This window comes from Ancylomarina sp. 16SWW S1-10-2, from assembly GCF_009669305.1.
GTDB lineage: Bacteria > Bacteroidota > Bacteroidia > Bacteroidales > Marinifilaceae > Ancylomarina.
In genome coordinates, this window is sequence record NZ_SADB01000017.1 from 80,210 (window position 1) to 99,073 (window position 18,864).

General features: G+C 33.4%; 19 protein-coding genes. 7 read left to right on the forward strand and 12 right to left on the reverse strand.

The window, feature by feature from the left end:
* Positions 1-155: 155 nt before the first annotated feature.
* The gene (locus tag EMN46_RS14025; protein ID WP_154201445.1) at positions 156-2,366 is read right to left on the reverse strand and encodes a S9 family peptidase; all 2,211 of its coding nucleotides are present in this window, start codon (positions 2,364-2,366) and stop codon (positions 156-158) included.
* A 328-nt stretch (positions 2,367-2,694) separates the two neighbouring features.
* On the opposite strand from EMN46_RS14025, the gene thrS reads away from it, so the two are divergent.
* The 4 genes from thrS (at position 2,695) to rplT (ending at position 5,902) form a co-directional block, all read left to right on the forward strand.
* Entirely contained in the window at positions 2,695-4,647 is a 1,953-nt protein-coding gene (gene thrS, locus EMN46_RS14030) for a threonine--tRNA ligase (RefSeq protein ID WP_154201446.1), read from the forward strand.
* Between the two features lie 22 nt (positions 4,648-4,669).
* Positions 4,670-5,227 (forward strand): translation initiation factor IF-3, encoded by a 558-nt coding sequence (infC, locus tag EMN46_RS14035; protein ID WP_368667548.1) that lies wholly within the window; start codon positions 4,670-4,672, stop codon positions 5,225-5,227.
* A 28-nt stretch (positions 5,228-5,255) separates the two neighbouring features.
* The gene (gene rpmI / locus EMN46_RS14040; RefSeq protein ID WP_154201448.1) at positions 5,256-5,453 is read left to right on the forward strand and encodes a 50S ribosomal protein L35; all 198 of its coding nucleotides are present in this window, start codon (positions 5,256-5,258) and stop codon (positions 5,451-5,453) included.
* A 95-nt stretch (positions 5,454-5,548) separates the two neighbouring features.
* Entirely contained in the window at positions 5,549-5,902 is a 354-nt protein-coding gene (gene rplT, locus EMN46_RS14045; protein WP_154201449.1) for a 50S ribosomal protein L20, read from the forward strand.
* 61 nt (positions 5,903-5,963) lie between these two features.
* On the opposite strand, the gene EMN46_RS14050 is transcribed toward rplT, so the two are convergent.
* The 8 genes from EMN46_RS14050 to EMN46_RS14085 form a co-directional block, all read right to left on the reverse strand.
* Positions 5,964-6,494 (reverse strand): hypothetical protein, encoded by a 531-nt coding sequence (locus EMN46_RS14050; protein WP_154201450.1) that lies wholly within the window; start codon positions 6,492-6,494, stop codon positions 5,964-5,966.
* An 80-nt stretch (positions 6,495-6,574) separates the two neighbouring features.
* Complete coding sequence (locus tag EMN46_RS14055) at positions 6,575-7,543, reverse strand: YitT family protein (protein ID WP_154201451.1); 969 nt, start codon at positions 7,541-7,543, stop codon at positions 6,575-6,577.
* Between the two features lie 67 nt (positions 7,544-7,610).
* Positions 7,611-8,903 (reverse strand): MFS transporter, encoded by a 1,293-nt coding sequence (locus tag EMN46_RS14060; protein WP_154201452.1) that lies wholly within the window; start codon positions 8,901-8,903, stop codon positions 7,611-7,613.
* Between the two features lies 1 nt (position 8,904).
* Positions 8,905-10,218: a SpoIID/LytB domain-containing protein gene (locus EMN46_RS14065; RefSeq protein WP_154201453.1), complete on the reverse strand. Its 1,314-nt coding sequence runs from the start codon at positions 10,216-10,218 to the stop codon at positions 8,905-8,907.
* 15 nt (positions 10,219-10,233) lie between these two features.
* Positions 10,234-11,196: a DUF4922 domain-containing protein gene (locus EMN46_RS14070; RefSeq protein WP_154201454.1), complete on the reverse strand. Its 963-nt coding sequence runs from the start codon at positions 11,194-11,196 to the stop codon at positions 10,234-10,236.
* Positions 11,197-11,252: 56 nt separating this feature from the next.
* On the reverse strand, positions 11,253-12,152 hold the full coding sequence (locus EMN46_RS14075; protein WP_154201455.1) for an N-acetylmuramoyl-L-alanine amidase-like domain-containing protein: 900 nt from the start codon (positions 12,150-12,152) through the stop codon (positions 11,253-11,255).
* 9 nt (positions 12,153-12,161) lie between these two features.
* Complete coding sequence (locus tag EMN46_RS14080; RefSeq protein ID WP_154201456.1) at positions 12,162-12,533, reverse strand: hypothetical protein; 372 nt, start codon at positions 12,531-12,533, stop codon at positions 12,162-12,164.
* A 4-nt stretch (positions 12,534-12,537) separates the two neighbouring features.
* Positions 12,538-13,992, reverse strand: coding sequence for a glycosyltransferase family A protein (locus tag EMN46_RS14085; protein WP_154201457.1), 1,455 nt, complete (start codon positions 13,990-13,992; stop codon positions 12,538-12,540).
* Between the two features lie 406 nt (positions 13,993-14,398).
* On the opposite strand from EMN46_RS14085, the gene dapB reads away from it, so the two are divergent.
* The 3 genes from dapB (at position 14,399) to EMN46_RS14100 (ending at position 17,400) form a co-directional block, all read left to right on the forward strand.
* On the forward strand, positions 14,399-15,112 hold the full coding sequence (gene dapB, locus EMN46_RS14090; protein ID WP_154201458.1) for a 4-hydroxy-tetrahydrodipicolinate reductase: 714 nt from the start codon (positions 14,399-14,401) through the stop codon (positions 15,110-15,112).
* 67 nt (positions 15,113-15,179) lie between these two features.
* Positions 15,180-16,571 (forward strand): signal peptidase I, encoded by a 1,392-nt coding sequence (gene lepB, locus EMN46_RS14095; RefSeq protein WP_154201459.1) that lies wholly within the window; start codon positions 15,180-15,182, stop codon positions 16,569-16,571.
* Between the two features lie 175 nt (positions 16,572-16,746).
* Entirely contained in the window at positions 16,747-17,400 is a 654-nt protein-coding gene (locus tag EMN46_RS14100; RefSeq protein WP_154201460.1) for a WbqC family protein, read from the forward strand.
* A gap of 196 nt (positions 17,401-17,596) precedes the next feature.
* Here EMN46_RS14100 and EMN46_RS14105 read toward each other — a convergent pair whose 3' ends face one another.
* From EMN46_RS14105 to EMN46_RS20470, 3 genes are read right to left on the reverse strand one after another with little or no spacing between them, the layout of a single operon-like run.
* Positions 17,597-18,022: an NUDIX hydrolase gene (locus EMN46_RS14105; RefSeq protein WP_154201461.1), complete on the reverse strand. Its 426-nt coding sequence runs from the start codon at positions 18,020-18,022 to the stop codon at positions 17,597-17,599.
* Entirely contained in the window at positions 18,022-18,672 is a 651-nt protein-coding gene (gene nth, locus EMN46_RS14110) for an endonuclease III (protein ID WP_154201462.1), read from the reverse strand. Before nth ends, EMN46_RS14105 begins: the two co-directional genes overlap by 1 nt.
* A gap of 51 nt (positions 18,673-18,723) precedes the next feature.
* Positions 18,724-18,855 carry a hypothetical protein gene (locus tag EMN46_RS20470; protein WP_368667549.1) on the reverse strand — a complete coding sequence of 44 codons (132 nt, stop codon included), beginning with the start codon at positions 18,853-18,855 and terminating at the stop codon, positions 18,724-18,726.
* Positions 18,856-18,864: the final 9 nt, after the last annotated feature.

The following is an 18,864-nucleotide window of genomic DNA, read 5'->3' on the forward strand; positions in this document are numbered from 1 at the left end:
AACCGGTTTGAATTTTTAAATATCTTACGATACCTGCGTTAGGTGATGATAGTCAATAAGTAAATCTTGTCGATGGACTTGTTTAATTACCTGAATAAAAGAAAAGAGCTTACTCCAATGGAATAAGCTCTTTCTTAATATTGTGAGTTGGTATTCTATAAATTATCTTTCAAGAATTTATTGAATCTGTTATAAAGGTGTAAACGAGTCATACCACCATAAATACTGTGATTACGGTTTGTGTAAATCTGCATCTCGAATTGTTTGTTAGCTTGTACTAAGCGCTCAGAAAACTCATATGTGTTTTGAATATGCACATTATCATCTGCTGTACCATGGCACAATAATAAATTACCTTTCAACTTGTCTGCATGGTTAATTGGTGAGTTATCGTCGTAACCTGTTGGATTCTCAGCAGGAGTTCTCATGAAACGTTCTGTGTAAATGCTATCGTAATAACGCCAGTTGGTTACAGGAGCAACAGCGATTGCTGATTTAAACACATCGCTAGCTTTTTCTAAACATAGTGACGACATGAAAGCACCAAAGCTCCAACCCCAAATTGCAATACGATCTTGGTCGATATAGTTTTTCTTTGCTAATGCTTTAGCTGCCGAAATTTGATCGTCAGACTCTAAGCGACCTAGTTGCATATAAGTGCACTTACGGAAGAGTTCACCTCTAGCTCCAGTTCCTCGGGGATCAACACAAACAACGATATAACCCTCTTGAGCTAAGTAGTTGTACCAGTCTATTCCCCATTTGTTTAAAACTTGTTGGGAGTTAGGACCACTATATTGAGTCATTAAAACAGGATACTTTTTAGAAGCATCAAAATCTACAGGTTTAATAATCCAAGCATTCAATTGAGTGATCTCATCAGCAGCAGGTAGTTGAATGAATTCTTTACTTGCAATTTTGTAGTCTTTTAGTTTTTCAACTAACTCATTATTATCTTCTAGTGTACGAATTAATTTTGCTTTTGCATTGTAAAGTTTAACCGTTTTGGGTTGCGAAACGCTCGAAAAGTCATTAATAAAATACTTAAATCCTTTTGAGAAAGAAGCATCATTTGTTCCTTTTGTAGGTGTTAGGTTCTTTTTAGATGTTCCATTTAATCTGATAGAATAGATATTGCGTTCCATTGGTGACACTTCTGCCGATTGGTAGTAGCAAATTTTCTTTTTCATATCATAACCAATGAATTTAGTTACATCCCATTCGCCTTTTGTAATCTGCTGAATTTCCTCGCCATTCATATCGAATAAATATAAATGAAGATAAGCATCTCTCTCGCTAGAGAAAATGAAATGTTTGTTATCTGCTAAGAATGTTAGGTCATCTAAAGTATTACTGTCAACATAGTATTTGTTTTCCTCGGTAAGTAAAGTTGTTGTTTTACCAGTTTTCGAGTTAGCCAATAAGATGTCTAGTTTGTTTTGGTGACGATTAAGACGAGAAATACTTAAAATTTTTGGATCAGCTGTCCATTTAATACGTGGAATATACTGATCTGTTTCAGTACCAACATTCATCTTTTTAGTCAATCGGTCGTTTATATTATAAACGAAAACTTCAACGACTGAATTTTTTTCGCCAGCTTTGGGGTATTTGTAAGCGTAGTTCTCAGGGTACAAAGCATTCTCTTTAATTTGAGGGTTTGTTCCTTCAAATTTGTTCATGTTAAACATTGGAACTTCGCTTTCGTCAAATTTCATATAAGCAAGTGCCTTGCTATCAGGAGACCATTCAAATGCTCTGTTGAATTCAAATTCTTCTTCGTAAACCCAGTCTGGTGTACCATTCTGAATTTTATTGAATTCCCCATCCTTAGTTACTTTACTTTCTGAACCAAAAGCAATGTTGTGAATAAAAATATTGTTGTCGCGAACAAATGCGATTCTTCTTCCATCAGGAGAGAAAGTTGCTAAACGTTGTTTTCCATTTTTAGAAAGTGGTTTAAGTTCTTTGTTCTTAAAACTAAATATGAAATAGTTTGCTGTAAATGAACGTCTATAAATGCGTTCACGATTAGTCATTAATAAGATTCTGCTTTCGTCAGCATTAAATTCATAATCAAAGCTGCTCTTTAAATCCTCAGATTTTAATTCGCTTAAATCTAAAAGAGTTGCTACAACTTTTCCAGTTGCATAAGCATATTTTACAATTTTGGTTCCACCAGCTTCCAATGTTGTGTAGTGAATTCCATCGTTCATAGAACGAAGACCATATACCGATTTTTGCCCGAAAGTGTAATCTGTAATAATATCTTCCATGCTTATTTTTTTCTCAGCTTGTTGGGCGAGGAGTGATATCGAAAAGCATAAGAATAAGCCTAAGGCAAGCAGTTGCTTGAGATTTTTCATGTTTTTATTTTTGTTTAAGATTGTTCTATAGTCAGTTTATTGTTTGGAAAAATGAACTGATTATAATTGTTCCCCAAAGATTTAATTTTTTTGAATCATAGAAAAGGATTTATGTCATTAAAGTATAGTTTTTATTACTTGATGAATTGGTCGAGATAAAAGAGTCTATTTTATATAGAAAGTTATATCTTTGTTTACTAAATTTTGAAATAACTCGTTTCATAAGAAACAAGTCAATCATTTTAGATTGTTTTTCGAAATTTGAGTTTCTATTATAAGTATATCATGCTGGTTTGTAGCGGTGTGAATAAAAATTAAACAAAATAGGATGATTAAAATTACATTTCCTGACGGAACAGTAAAAGAATTTGAAGTTGGTATCTCTGGTTTGGAGATTGCAAAAAGCATTTCAAGTCGATTGGCAAAAGAAGTTTTATCAATTACCGTGAACGAACAGTTGTATGATCTGACACGCGCAATTAATGAAGACGCAAAAATTAAGCTTCATACGTGGAACGATGAAGAAGGTAAACATGCTTTTTGGCACTCATCAGCTCACTTAATGGCCGAAGCTTTAGAAGTATTGTACCCAGGTGTTAAGTTTGGTATTGGTCCAGCAATTGATATGGGTTTTTACTACGATGTTGACTTAGGTGACGATCGTGTGCTAACAGATAAAGATCTGCCAAAAATTGAGCAGAAAATGTTGGAGTTAGCTCGTATGAAAAATGAGTACGTTCGTAAGGATGTAACGAAAGCAGAAGCTCTCCAATTTTTTAGCTCAAAAGATGAAGGATATAAGGTTGAGTTGATTAACGATTTAGATGATGGTACCATTAGCTTTTACGAGCAAGGTAACTTTACTGATCTTTGTCGTGGACCACACCTTCCAAATACATCATATATAAAAGCAATTAAATTAAATTCTGTTGCTGGTGCATATTGGAGAGGCGATGAAAATAGAAAACAACTGACTCGTATATATGGTATTACTTTTCCAAAGAAAAAATTATTGGACGAGTATGTTGTTATGATGGAAGAAGCTAAAAAGCGTGACCATCGTAAATTGGGTAAAGAGATGGAACTTTTTACTTTTTCTCAAAACGTGGGTGCAGGATTGCCAATGTGGTTACCAAAAGGAGCTCAATTGAGAGAAAGTCTTGAGACATTTTTGAAACGCATACAGAAGCAATTCGGATACGAGCAGGTTATTACCCCACATATTGGTAATATTAATTTGTATAAAACATCTGGACATTACGATAAGTATGGTGCAGATTCATTTCAATCTATTAAAACACCACAAGAGGGTGAAGAGTATTTGTTGAAACCAATGAATTGTCCTCATCACTGTGAAATTTTTAAATTTAAGCCACGTTCATATAAGGATCTTCCTGTTCGTTATGCTGAATTCGGAACTGTTTATCGTTATGAGCAAAGTGGAGAACTTCACGGTTTAACTCGTGTAAGAAGTTTTACTCAGGATGATGCTCACCTTTTTTGTACTCCAGATCAGTTAAAAGAAGAGTTCAAGAAAGTGATAGATATTATCTTTATTATTTTTAAGGCTCTTAACTTTAATGATTATACAGCACAAATTTCTTTACGTGATAAAGAAAAGAGTTCTAAGTATATTGGAAGTGATGAAAATTGGGAAAAAGCCGAAACAGCAATTATAGAAGCTGCTGATGAGAAAGGATTAAAAACAGTTGTGGAATATGGAGAGGCAGCTTTCTATGGTCCTAAGCTTGATTTTATGATTAAGGATGCAATTGGTCGTAAATGGCAATTGGGAACCATACAGGTTGATTATAACTTGCCTGAGCGTTTCGATTTGGAATATGTAGGTAGCGATAATATGAAACATCGTCCTATTATGATTCACCGTGCACCTTTCGGTTCAATGGAGCGTTTTGTTGCTGTTTTGATTGAACATACAGGCGGTAAATTTCCATTGTGGTTAACACCAGAGCAAACGGTGATTATGCCGATTAGCGAAAAATACAATGATTATGCGAAAAAAGTTTTAAATTCATTAAATAATTCCGATATTCGCGCCGTGTTAGATGATCGAAATGAGAAGATTGGTCGTAAAATACGTGATAATGAATTGAAAAAAATTCCTTATCTTCTAATTGTTGGAGAAAAAGAAGCGTCTGAAAATACGATTTCTGTTCGTCGACAAGGAGAAGGTGATATGGGAACTATGCAGATTAATGAATTTGCAGATTTAATAAATAAAGAGGTAGAGGGACAAATGTCATCTATCACAAATTACTAACTAACTAAGGGAGGAACTAGCCATAGCTGGATTTCAACATAGAAACAGAAGAGGTGCTTTTAAGCCTCGCGAGGCTCAACACAAGATTAATCAGTTGATTAGAGCTCGTAGTGTTCGTATCGTCGGTGACGATTTAGAATCAGGTGTATTTTCTATTGCTGAAGCATTAAAAATTGCTCAGGATAAGGAATTAGATTTGGTTGAAATATCACCTAACGCCGATCCACCGGTTTGTAAAATAATCGATTATAATAAGTTTCTTTATCAACAAAAAAAGAAACAAAAAGAGATTAAAGCAAAAGCCGTTAAAGTTGTTGTTAAGGAGATTCGTTTCGGACCTAACACTGATGAACACGATTATAATTTTAAACTTAAACACGCTACCAAGTTTCTTGGTGAAGGTGCTAAGGTGAAAGCTTTTGTGTTTTTCAAAGGACGATCAATTCTTTTTAAAGATAAAGGAGAGATCTTATTGTTGAAATTTGCTCAAGATCTTGAAGAGATTGGGAAAGTTGAACAATTACCAAGACTTGAAGGTAAGCGTATGACCATGTTTATTACGCCTAAAAAGAAAAAGTAATTTAGTATATAATCAATAAGTTTGTACAATGCCTAAGATGAAAACAAACTGCAGCGCAAAGAAGAGATTTACTTTGACTGCATCTGGAAAGATCAAAAGAAAACATGCCTTCAAAAGTCATATTTTGACTAAGAAAAGCAAAAAAAGAAAGAGAAATCTTACTTATTTTGGTGATGTTCATAAATCAGACCAGAAAAATGTTAAGTTAATGCTTAACATGTTGTAGAAAAATCAATTTTTTGATTTTTTACAAGTTTATTAACCGAGTGATTTAGCACAAAGAGTCCCAATGGGAACGCTAACATTCTAAAATTTAAAATTATGCCAAGATCAGTTAATTCTGTAGCATCTAGAGCTAGAAGAAAAAAGATTCTTAAGGAAACTAAAGGTAACTTTGGTGCCAGAGCTAATGTGTGGACAGTAGCTAAGAATACATGGGAAAAAGGTTTGCAGTATGCTTACCGTGATAGAAAAAGAAAAAAAGGAAATTTCCGTGCATTGTGGATTCAGCGTATTAACGCTGCTGCAAGACTAGAAGGTCTTTCTTATTCACAACTAATCGGATTAATGCATAAAGCTAACATCGAAATTAACCGTAAGGTTTTGGCTGATTTAGCAATGAATCACCCTGAAGCTTTTAAAGCTGTAGTGGGAAAAGCTCAAGGAGCTAAATAGCATTATAGATTATCTTACTTTGAAAAGGACTTGCTCATGAGCAAGTCCTTTTTTTATGTCTTTATTCGAGAAGTATTGGTGCGTGTTTCTTTCTGAAAAAATTGACGAATTGATTCTTAATTCTTTGTTTCTTCATTTTAAGAAAGTCATAAACTGCTTTTGATAAGAGCTTGTCCTTAATAAGAAATTTTTTGAGAAGATAAGCTGATCCTGCGTATGGTAGTATAGATATAATGATATCGTAATACATAACTTTCCCTTTTAAGCTGACAGAGATATAGATGAATTTTGCGACAACATTCCCTACTAAAAATAAGATAGGAGGAGTGAGTACTTTATAGTCAATTACACCGTGATAAATGGCATATATGATTATTCCAGGGAATAGAATAAAGTCTATTATGGTAACAATTAATGACCAAGCTGCTAGAATACTGCTAACGTATAATACTCCCGATATATTATCATTAAGGATGATCTGGATTAAGTATATTTTTTCTTTAGAGGAGAAACTTTTCTCATGATTCACATAGGTGCAAAAGTTACTTCGTACACAATCACATTTTTCTTTATAAGATAAATTAGACTTCATTCTGTTCTCAGTTTCAGTAGCGTATATCTAAGTTACTGAAACTTTATTGAAAGAGTAAAATTGTAGAAGACTAAATTGAATTAATGTAAAGCTCTTTTTTTTATCATTCCGCCTTTAGCATCTTTAATGCTGTGCATAACCGTAAAAGCTTTACTATCAATTTTATCTATTTCTGTTTGAAGTTGTGTTAGTTCTAATCTTGTTACGAGTGTGTATATAATTTCTGTAGGTTCTAACTTTTGTCCTTTGGGTGCAAATCCTCTTTTACCATTGTAAATGGTACATCCTCGCCCAAGTTCTTCTATTATTGCTAGTCGAATTTCTTCACTTTTGTCAGAAATGATTGTTACACCAACATATTCTTCTATTCCAGATACAATAAAATCTATGGTTTTTGATGCTGCCAAGTAGGTTAGCATGGCATACATTGCTGTTTCAATATTAAATATATAGGCAGCTATTAGAAATATAAATACATTAAAAACTAAGATAACATCTCCTATTGTTAATGATGATTTTTTACTGATAAATATGGCTAGTATTTCAGTTCCATCAATGACTGAACCTCCACGTATTGCCAATCCGATTCCTGCTCCTAGGAAAAATCCTCCGAAAATAGCAATTAATAATTTATCATCGGTGATAGTCGGAACAGGAATAAAGTGAACCGATATGGCAAGCAGGAAAATGGCAATAATACTTCTTATGGCAAACTGTTTGTTGATGGTAGAGAAAGCCATAAGTAAGAATGGAATATTAATGGCAACTAATAAGATTGATAAGGGTATGTTGGTTAATTCGCTTATAATAAGTGATATGCCTGTAACGCCTCCATCTATAAATGCGTTGGGTAGAAGAAAACCTTTTAGACCGAAACATGCAGATACTATACCAATTAGGATGAAAATACTTTCTCTAATTAAGTGCGTGTATTCTACTTTAGTCTTAATGAGTATATTGTCGATTTCCTTAGAAGATGTGGCTTGATGTTTATCTTTAAGTTGATGTTTTACTGATTCGCCTATGATGTATTGAAAGAGAGGATTCATAAATAAGTACTCTTGTTATTAGTAAAACATTAAGATTTATTTTTTATTATTCTACAAGATGAGGATTCTATTGGGTTTTGATTCCAAATTTAGGGTCTATCTTAATCATTTTCACCATTATAAAACTAGGAATAGTACACAGCATAACCCAAATGAAGAAATGTTGGTAACCAATAGTTTCTTGTATCCACCCAGAAGCCATTCCAGGTAACATCATTCCTAAAGCCATAAAGCCTGTACAAAATGCAAAATGAGCTGTTTTGTTTTTCCCTTCTGAAACATAAATCAGATAAAGCATGTAGGCTGTAAAACCAAAACCATAGCCAAATTGTTCAATGGCTACCGATATGCTAATAAGCAAAAATGAATCAGGTAAGCTTTGCGATAGAAATACGTAAACCAGATTGGGAAGATTAATGGCTAAAACCATCCACCAGATCCAAAATTTTAAACCTTGTTTTGATGCTAGATAGCCACCTAAAATACCACCTATAGTTAGAGCTATAATACCAATTGTACCATAAATAATACCGACTTCGGATGTGGTTAAAGCAAGACCGCCAACATCTTTACCATCTAGTAAAAAGGGTGATGCCATTTTTACTAATTGCGATTCTCCCAGTCGATAGAAAAGGATCATTCCAATAGTGGTCATTATGTTTTTCTTTGCAAAGAAAGATCTAAAGGTTTCTCCAAAATCATTGAAAACATCAGTAAAGCTTTTTATGTTTTTATCCTTATCATCAATGGGTTTAGGTAAAGCAAACTTGTGATAAAGGGTTATAATTAGGAAGCCAATTGTGATAATTATAAAGGTAAACGACCATGCTAAAGGTATACTCTTCTCGGTTTGTCCAAATAGTTTTATCTCTTCAAGATAGCCAGCAAGAATAATTAAGAGTCCTTGTCCTGTAATCATGGCAATACGATAGAAAGTACTTCTTATTCCTATAAAATAAGTCTGCTTGTGTTTATCTAGGCCATACATGTAAAATCCATCTGCAGCAATATCGTGTGTGGCTGAACTAAATGCTAAAAGCCAGAAGAAAGCTAGCGAAGCTTGGAAGAAATTTGTTGTGGGTATGGTAAAAGCGACTCCAGCCAGTGCCGCACCAATAAGTGTTTGCATGGCAACAATCCACCAGCGTTTACTTTTTATAATATCAACAATGGGACTCCAAAAAGGTTTAATTACCCATGGAAGATATAACCAAGATGTGTATAAGGCAATATCTGTATTAGAAATGTCCAAACGCTTGTACATAATAACAGCTACTGTCAATACGATGACATAAGGAAGTCCTTCTGCAAAGTAAAGTGATGGAATCCATGCCCAAGGGGATCTCGTATCTTTCTTCATATTAGTATCTTTTTTCTAATTCAGCTCCTGTGAAATAATGCAACAGTATGTCTTTATGGCTGTACCCATTGGCTCCCATCACAGCTGCACCTATTTGACATAGACCTACGCCGTGTCCCCATCCAGCACCTTTTAAAATAAAATCACCTGTTAAGTGTTCCTTTTCGAGGATGAAATTTGAACTGTAAAGATGTGATTCTGATAATACTTTTCTGATTTCTAATTCCTTACCAATTATAAAATTCATTTTTTCACCTACGATTTTTAGTTTGATAATTCGTCCAGATAAGCCTCTTTCAATTGGAATTAAATCGATTATTTTTCCAAAATCTTTTTCTGTTTTTCTATTGATTAGTTCAGATAAATCATCTTGAGTATAGCGAACTTTCCAGCGGAAAAAGTCTGGCGTTTCCATATCATAGTCATTCAAAATCTGAGATAGAATGGTTTTGTCGATCGTATTGCAAAAAACATCTGGTGAGCTTAGAATCCAACTTTTAGCCGTAGATTCATTTTTTAAATCTAATTTTAGATCAGTTTTTTTTCCATCTCTAATAGCTTGAAGGTATTTGTGAGCTTTGGGTTCCCAAACATTCTCAAAAGTTTCTGAAATACCACCACAACATTTAGAAAAACGAGCATCACAAATATTTCCATCACTTGTTAAAACGATGCCTCGTGTTGTTTCAATAGCTTTTATAACAGCATGACTTGATTGTTTGGTTATACCTTGGTAGCGTTGGCAATGGTCGTCAGCACATACATCAAAGTTTTGATGGTCTTCTCTGTCGTACCATTTTATTCGTTCATTAGAATTTTCAGTGACAGATTGATAAGTTTGAGTTGAAGAATGTATGTTTTCACTCTTTAAAACTTGGGCTAGTAGCCACGATCTAGAAATTATGGCATGTGCTTTTAGAAGTTCCAAACTACTTGTTGCTTTCATCTCAGAAGAGATGACACTAACTAAATAATCTTCGAGTTTCAGAACATTTATAGCCGTTAGTTTATCATCTTCACAAATGAAATGGATACTTCCTTTGAATGATTGGTTTTCTTTACGTTCCCAATGAAAATTTATGCCTATAGTTACATCGAATAATTCAAAAGAACTGTTTACATAGTCCTTAGGTATAAAAATAAGTTCTTCTGGTTCAAAAGTTAAACCGTCGAATGCTATTTTATCATTTTGATATTTAATGCTCTGTTTGCCAGTGTAAGCTTTATTATTTTGCAGAAGCGTGTAAGTTCCATTCAATTGGAATGAAATCTCTCTTTTATACATAATGCCTACTCGTATTGTTGGTTCTTGCATGTGGTTTGTTTCAATTTAAAGCATAACTAGTTTTGTGAAATTCTGACAGAGTTTGTCAAAAGCGAAATCATCTAAACTAACTTGTTTATAAATATCAATGATATCTTCTTTTGTGATTTTATCGAAATCTTCTTTTCGAGGTGTGATAATAACGCCACCCATATCTACGGCTCCAGGACTAATCAATAATTGATCATTTCCTTCAGCAAAAAACTGAGATGGTCGATGCAATTTTCGTGGAAAAATATGAAGGCAATATTTCTTGTTTTTGTAAATGCATATCGCATTTAATAAAGGTTCTTTCTCCTCAGCTTGAAGCTTTTCGAAAGAAGAATATAGTATTTTACAAGTACTTACAATATCTTGAGCTCTATCTGCTTCAATACTAATCATCTTTCTCAGGTAATGATTGAAACTATAGACTTTAATGCGATCATTATAAGTGATTAGTTTCCCATTATTTTTTTTAAGATTAATATATTCTGAGTCTGTTGGCATAAAACCATTTTCACCAGCTTGAAAATGCATGTGATCGGGTGCTGAAGCTCCTGATTTTGGTCCATTATAAAAGAAAGAATAGCCCTCTAAGCATTCAGCCATATTGAGCATATCACCAATATGATTTATAAAATTCTGATCGATATGCTCATTTTGGGGAATTGTGAAGTGTTGTTTTAGAATAGGGAAGGGATTTACCAAAAGAGAATAGCCATTTTCTAATTCAATTTTAGTTTGAAGTTCGGGTCTGTTTTTTTCGCATAAAAAGCAGGCTCTTTTCTCAATGGCTTCTTTGTCGACTTTGGCAGAAGTAGATTTTATTCGTTCAGGGTTGAATTGAACTTTTATTTTAAATCCTTCAAATTGAAATTCTTTTTCTTCTACTTTTTCTAGTCCATTATAGTTGTTTTTGGCTAAAGGCCAATTTTCTTTTTGTTCTTGAAAGAAGCTTTGTAAATTTTCCTTATTGATTTTTTGCATTAATTCTCCTTTATATATTGGTGATTCTCTTTAAGAGAAAATAATTAAGTCAGTACTTATTGTTTCGATATAACTCTCACGACTATAATCCCCGTTTGCAAGCTGTTTTTCTGAATCTTTTCAGCTAATGGTAATTCTGAAATAACAACTTTTTTTGCATTGCTTGAAGCGTGCATTAAATGTAAACGCTCGTTTATATGAATTGCAATTCCTGTGTGAGAAACGTCTAAACCCTTTATTCTTGTAGTGATAGCAATAAAATCGCCATTATGAATTTTATCTTCTACTTGTTGAATCTTATTTTCAGGAATATAAAAGTGTTGCTGTGAATTAAGTCTTTTTTCCGTTTCTTTTATCTTTTCGATGAGAGATGAGTCTTTAACTAATGCCGGATACGAGCTGACATGTGAACTCATAAAATTGATTGTTTTAAAATAAGGTTCTCCACCAATTTCTTGAGTGATATTTTTGACTAATCTCTTCTTTTCATTGTTGATAATCCAATCGGTAAAATAATGTAATCGAGATGTGTAATCATTTAGTTGTCCATTTCGGTAGCGAATTAATTCTATGTTCTTAGAAAAATTAGATGTGCTAACTTGTGATTGTTTAAGTGTTTGAGACAAGGCTAATACATTCTCAAGATAAGTGGTACAATCAAGTTGATGGAGATTGATAACTAGTTCTTCATTTACATTATTTTCCAATGTGCCTCCAACATATGGTGTTTGTAGAAACAGTTTACCAATTTCAATAATTTGATCTTCAGTTGTCAAAGAATCGTATTGTAAGTTCTTAGCTATTTGATTTAATGAATTCAAAATATCTAAATCAATAGAATCTACTTGGCAATCTTCAGTTAGTTCTTGTCCCATATTTTTTTTCTCCATTTTAGCTTGACAAGAAGCTAGGAATAAGAAGAAAACAGTAGTCAGTAATAAATATCTATTTTTCATACTTTTTTATTAAAGCTTGATCCTTGATTTTTTAGAAGTTACATTTAAAATTAATACTGATAGTCCAAAGCCTAGTAGAGTTGCAATAATATCGGCATAATCGAAAGTCTTGCTTGTCCATATTTGTTCTGTTTCATATGCTAAGATACCTAATGATACAGATGCCATTGTAACAATAGGTTTTTTCTTAGTGAAGTAAGCTGCAAACATCGTCATCCCAATTGCCATGAATAAATTGGGGCCATATCCGTTGAAACCAAAATCATTAATTTCATATTGATGAACTAATGGCCTTAATATGAGTTTTGTGAAAAATCCCATTACCGAGGCTATTATTCCATAGATTAATAGGATTTTTTTATTTAATGATTTTTCACTCATGCTTCTATTGATTAATATTTTTTCTAGCTTTCAATTCAATGGTTCTGATACGATCTTTATAAGTGTTATGAGCATTCATTTTTTCAATGCTAAGTGAAGCATCAGAGTTTTCGTCCCAACGACGGCACAGATATAGAGACTTATAAATACGACCAATTTGGTATTTCCTTGATATGGCTAAACCCAATGCATAATCCTCACCATAGTTAACGTTTGGTAATGGTGTTTCTCGTATAACGGGCGTATAGAAAGCTCGTGGTGCACCAAGTCCGTTTATTCGTAAGGCATTATTTCTCCCATTTTCAGGTGTCCATTCTTTGTGGTCGATTAAACCTGGAGGTATTTCTTCTAGTTTAAAATTGACCATTTGATAGCTTCCCACAAGCATCGCACATTTTTCTTTGTGAAAACATTCAATAATTTGTTGAATAGTTGTTACATCAGCGTATAAGTCATCACTGTCAAGTTGAATGGCGAATCGTCCACATGATTTGTGGTGTACGGCTTCGTTCCAACAGCCTCCAATTCCTAAATCATTACGTTCAGGAATTAGGTGTATGATTCGCTTATCCTGACTCGCATATTTTTGAATGAGCTCCCTTGTGCCATCTGTTGAGTGATTATCGACAATGATTAGATTGAATGGATAATCACTTTTTTGTGAGAGAACTGATTTTATTGCATCTTCAAGTGTTTTAACCCGGTTGAGTACAGGGATAATAACTGAAGCTTCTAGTTCAAAATGTTCAGATTTAGAATCTATATCGACAAATTCTGGTTTCAAATAACCATTAGTTCGCTTAAGAAATTCAGTACAAACTTCTTCCATTTCTATTTGTACAGCACGATTCTTTGGGTCTACGTAATCGAATATTTTCTCACCCGTTTTTCTCGTATCTAGTTCTGCTTCGGTATATAAATATTCTGGAATTCGAATCAAATCAGCTTGTTCCGAGAGTGCTAGTCGGAGTGAGTAAAAGCCTGCATACTTGTTGTTTTTGTCGACTGATGTAATTGCTTTTTTTAGAGCTTTTGTATTGATACAAATCAATGAACCAAAATCAAAATCATCTCTCAAACTTCCTTCCTGATAATCGATTACAGGGTGATTCTCTGTTTTACCATTTTTAATAATTTTAGAATCAGAATAGGTGAAGCTTGCTTGGGTATCTTTAGCAACTTGTGTAAATCGATTAAGAGCGAATTGACCTAATTTTAACGAACTTGTTTTTGTGTAGATGAAAGTAAAGTCAGCGTTCGATTTTGCAGCAATTTCATGAATTGTTTCTCCAGCGAATAAGGATTTTGAATTCAGAAATTCAACCTTATCAATTTTATAATCAACTTGACCAATTAGGTAAATATTAGATACCAGGTTTGAATCTTTTAATTCGTTTATAGTGGATAGGGTTTCTTCACGATTCCCAGCAGGAAGAAAGCAAGTTATTGTATGGTTCATTTTTTTGATTTTGATTTAAATCTATAGTCTAATTATAAGGAATCATTTAATTGAAATTTTAAATGATTCAATAAACTATATCGTACTATTATTTCACCTTTTGAATATAAGATTTATGCTTCAAAATATGTGTATTAGAACTAGAAATATTTCAAAGGCTAAATATTTCATTCAAGGTGTGATAAGCCCTACTTGTCGAAAAACTTGAGAACTTAAGTTTTATTAAGCATTCAAAACATAGCAATCTTGTTTTGATTTGTTATTTTTGATGTTTATTATAATAAGTATGGGCTTGTTCTTTAATTTTGTATTAATTACAATTAGATAGGGTCTTAAAATGAAAATTATTAGCCATTTCTCATTCTAAACCAATGAAACATAGAATGGGGTTTAAATTTAAGAAAATATGAAAATTGCACTGATTGGTTACGGAAAAATGGGGCATGAAATTGAACGTATTGCTTTAGATCGTAATCACGAGATTGCTTTAATTATAGATCAGAATAACCAGTCTGATTTAACTGTTGAAAATCTAAAAGGAATCGATGTCGTAATCGAATTTACTAATCCTGATTCAGCCTATAATAATTATATGATCTGCTTTGAAGCCGGAGTTCCAGTTGTATCTGGTACAACAGGTTGGTTAGATCAAATTGAAGATATTAAATCACGATGTGATGGAGGCAAAAGTTTCTTTTATGCTTCGAACTTTAGTTTGGGTGTCAACTTATTTTTCGAGTTAAATAAAAAATTGGCTCAACTAATGACTGGTTTTGATCAGTATGATGTGGACATGGAAGAGATTCATCATATTCATAAATTGGATTCACCAAGTGGAACTGCTTTGACTTTGGCAGAAGGTGTATTTGAGAATAATCCTGTAAAGGATTCTTGGATTGAAGGTTTGAGTACTAAGGATTCAGAAATGAGCATTGTGGCTAGACGTCATGGTGCAGTACCAGGAACTCACAGTATTACTTGGCACTCCGAAGTTGATGAAATTCAAATTCAACATAAAGCCTACAGTCGCAAGGGTTTTGCCTTTGGAGCTGTATTGGCTGCGGAGTTTATGCCTGGAAAAACGGGTTTCTTTGGAATGAAGGATTTGTTAAAGCTCTAAAGATTAATTTTTGTAGTTTCGCACAAAATCAAATTGAAATAAAACTTCTAAATAAAATATTTGCTCTATGAAGGGACTTTTAAAGAATAAATGGTTTAAGTTTTCATTAGCTGCTTTTACCTATCTTTTAATGATGTTATGGATTGGTAACTTTTGGCTTTTGTTAGGTTTTCCAATTCTATTTGACGTTTATATAAGTAAAAAAGTGCATTGGGCATTTTGGAAAAAGCGTGGCGTTAAAAAGCAAAGTTTCGTAGTAGAATGGATTGATGCCTTAATATTTGCAGTTGTAGCAGCAACGCTTATTCGTATGTTTTTTATCGAGGCTTACACTATTCCGACTTCTTCTATGGAGAAATCGATGTTGGTAGGTGACTATCTTTTTGTAAGTAAAATGGCTTATGGACCTAAGGTGCCTAACACACCACTATCATTTCCATTTGCTCACCATACAATGCCAGGAACAACGTCTACTAAGTCTTATTCAGAATTGATAGAATGGCCTTATCACAGATTAGCAGGATTTGGTGATGTGGAGCGTAATGATGTTGTCGTTTTTAATTTCCCTGCAGGAGATACAATCCGAGTTGGATTTGAAAATCCTGATTATCATTCTCAAGTTCGTTCATTAAGTAACGATTTTAAGAAGGATGATATGATGAAAGGTCGTTTATTGCAATCTGATAGAGCTTATAAAAAAATAGCTTCTAAATATATGAGACAACGTTTCGATATTCGTTCTCGTCCAGTTGATAAGCGTGAGAATTATATTAAGCGATGTGTTGGTATACCAGGAGATACTTTGTTGTCTATAGATGCACAGATGTATGTAAATGGCAAACCTCAAGGAAGTATTGAGAATATGCAGTTTAACTATAATGTTAAAACGAATGGTACTTCAATAAATCCTAGAAAACTTGAGGAATTTAATATAGCAAAGGATGATAGACATAGAATAAGTACGACTGAATATGTTTTACCCTTAACGACTGCCGATGTTGAAGAACTTAAAAAACTTCATAATGTTATTTCGGTTACACGTTTACTTGATCCGCAAGGAATGTATGGAGATGTGTTTCCATTTAGCAAGGATTACAATTGGAATCGTGATAATTTTGGACCTTTTGTATTGCCTAAGAAAGGTGTTACCGTTGAATTAACTAAAAAGAACTTGCCTTTATATGATCGTGTAATTTCTGCTTATGAAGGTAACAAACTTGAGGTTGAGGATGATGGTATTTATATTAATGATCAATTAGCTACATCTTATACATTCAAAATGGATTATTATTGGATGATGGGAGATAATAGACATATGTCAGCTGACTCTCGTTATTGGGGTTATGTTCCTGAAGATCATATTGTAGGAAAAGCATCTTTCGTTTGGTTATCTCTTGATAAAGACAAATCATTCTTGAGTAAGATTAGATGGAATCGATTTTTTATGGGAATTGAATAAGAAAGCTTAGGCTTAATCGAAATATATAAAAAACCGGCTCAAATTTTAATTTGAGCCGGTTTTTTTAATATGTGGGTGCAAGATATATACCAAATTAAAATTTGTGATAATTTGTAGATGTTCTTTGTGTCAGTTTCATATTTTTGTAGCTTCGCACAAAATCAAGAAAAAGAAGATGGAAAATACTGTCCTGTTATCTACTGCATACTTTGCTCCAATTCAATATTATAGCAAGTTGATTCAATTTCCTAATGTGATAATTGAGCAATTTGAGAATTATTCGAAACAGTCCTATAGAAATCGATGTACTATATTTGCTGCAAATGGAGCTTTAGCCTTATCCGTGCCAGTTCTAAAGGCAAGTAGTAAGAAAATATTGACTAAGGATGTGCGAATTTCTTATGATACCAATTGGCAAAAATTACATTGGAAAGGCATAGAATCAGCCTATAATTCATCGCCTTTTTACGAATTTTATATTGACGATTTTGCTCGCTTTTTCGATAGAAAGTGGGATTTTCTTCTAGATTTTAATATGGAAATTCAAAATCAAGTTATTTCTTTAATTGACTTAGAATCTACAATAAGGACGACTGATGATTATATTGAAGATGTAGGAAACCTTGTTGATTTTCGTGACGGAATTCATCCTAAAGCCTCAAAATCTATTATTGATCCTTCCTTTGAATCAAAAGAATATTACCAAGTATTTAGTGATAAGTTTGGCTTTATTGAGAACTTGAGTATTCTAGATTTACTTTTTAATCTGGGACCTGATAGTCAGTTGTATTTAGAACAGAGTGTAAAGGGATTGAAGGTTAAAGGATAAGGTGAAAAGGTGAAAAAGTTAAAAAGTATAAAGAGTGAAAAAGTCCTGAAAAGTCAAAAGAGGAAGATTGGAAAGGTGGAAAAGTAAAGAAATAAAAAAGTGAATTCCGATAGTATTCGGGAGAAGAAAGGTAAGTGTAAAGGAAAAAGTAAAAAAATGAGGATGAATATTAATTATCACATCCTCAAATGATTTATTACAAATTTAGTAGTTCTGACATAATTAAATCATGGTCGAAGGCTAATTTTGGTAAGTCGTCTATGGGCCACCATTTAGCTTCTTTAGCATCGTCCATACCAGTTACTGATGGGAGTTTTTCATGTTTCAGTTCTCCCTTGTACACGACTGATACTGTTCTTCCTCTCGGATCTCGATTAACACCTCCGTAGGTTTTAAATTGCTCGAGTTCACAATCATCAAAGCCAGTTTCTTCTTTAAGTTCGCGGTAAGCTGCGTGTTCTATATCTTCATTCATATCGACAAAGCCTCCTGGAAAAGCCCAGTGATTTGCAAAAGGATTTTGTGCTCGTTCAATTAATAAGACATAGTTGATGTTGTTGTGATGACAAAAAATAGCACAATCAACCGTTAGTGCTGGACGTGGGTATTTGTAGCTGTACATTATTGTTTTTTCTTATTTTCTTTAATATAGTATTTGCATAAATCTTTTAAACCGCATGATTTGCATTTTGGTTTACGAGCAATGCAAACATAACGACCATGTAAAATTAACCAATGGTGTGCAATTGGAAGCAATTTTTCGGGTATAAATTTAACGAGTTGCTTCTCGGTTTCAAGAGGTGTTTTTGCATTAGTAGTTAATCCAATACGTGCTGATACTCTAAAAACATGTGTATCTACAGCCATTGCAGGTTTATTGAATACAACTGAAGCAATAACATTAGCCGTTTTTCGACCAACACCAGGCATTTTCTGAAGCTCTTTGATATCATCAGGTACTTCTTCCTTAAAATCTTCAACAAGCATTTTAGCCATTCCTAGTAGGTGTTTTGCTTTATTGTTTGGATACGAACATGAACGTATATAGTTAAAGATATCCTCTTGTGTGGCATGAGATAAATCGAATGCCGTAGGGTATTTCTCAAAAAGAGCTGGCGTCATCATATTCACTCGCTTGTCGGTGCATTGTGCTGATAAAATGACAGCAACAAGCAACTCGTATGGATTGGTATAACGGAGCTCGGTTTCAGCAATAGGCATGTTCTCTTGAAACCAAGTTATCATCTTTTCAAAGCGTTCTTTTTTTAGCATATGATTGTGTACTGATTAGTCTTACGAAAATAATAATTTTAAATGGTTCTACTACCATTTTAGTGGATAGAGACTTAAACCACCGTAAAAAAAGAGAATTGCGCTTCTAAAATTAGAGAAGGTTCTGTAGCCTCTCGCTGTCAATTTAAGTTCTTGTATTTTTCCATTTAATCTTTCTGCCATTGCATTATT